The 298-nt window shown below is 34.9% G+C and carries 1 protein-coding gene; it reads right to left on the reverse strand.

The window, feature by feature from the left end:
- Positions 1-298, reverse strand: a 298-nt coding sequence (locus P2081_RS20660) for a hypothetical protein (protein ID WP_278924663.1), incomplete at both ends; no start/stop codon positions are given.

Raw genomic sequence — 298 nt, forward strand, 5'->3', positions numbered from 1 at the left:
GCTTCTTGTATATTTCACCTTCTCCTTCATATTTGCACCTGGGGCAAAATAGATTTGAATAATTATACTAAAAATAAAATAGAGGACTACAACAACCCCAATGATTGTTATACAATCTTGTATAGCATCTGTGAAAGAATTCCAAGTGTTGACAATCCAATTTCCAATATCTCTCACCCAGGAAGTGTAATCACTGGTTTTTGTAGAGGGTACAGATGATTCATCTACGTCAGGAGCTACATTGACTGGATGTCCATAGTCCTTATGAACATATAATGGATTATTACCAAAAGAGAAT

The sequence above is a fragment of the Pseudophaeobacter profundi genome, assembly GCF_029697505.1.
Lineage (GTDB): Bacteria > Pseudomonadota > Alphaproteobacteria > Rhodobacterales > Rhodobacteraceae > Pseudophaeobacter > Pseudophaeobacter profundi.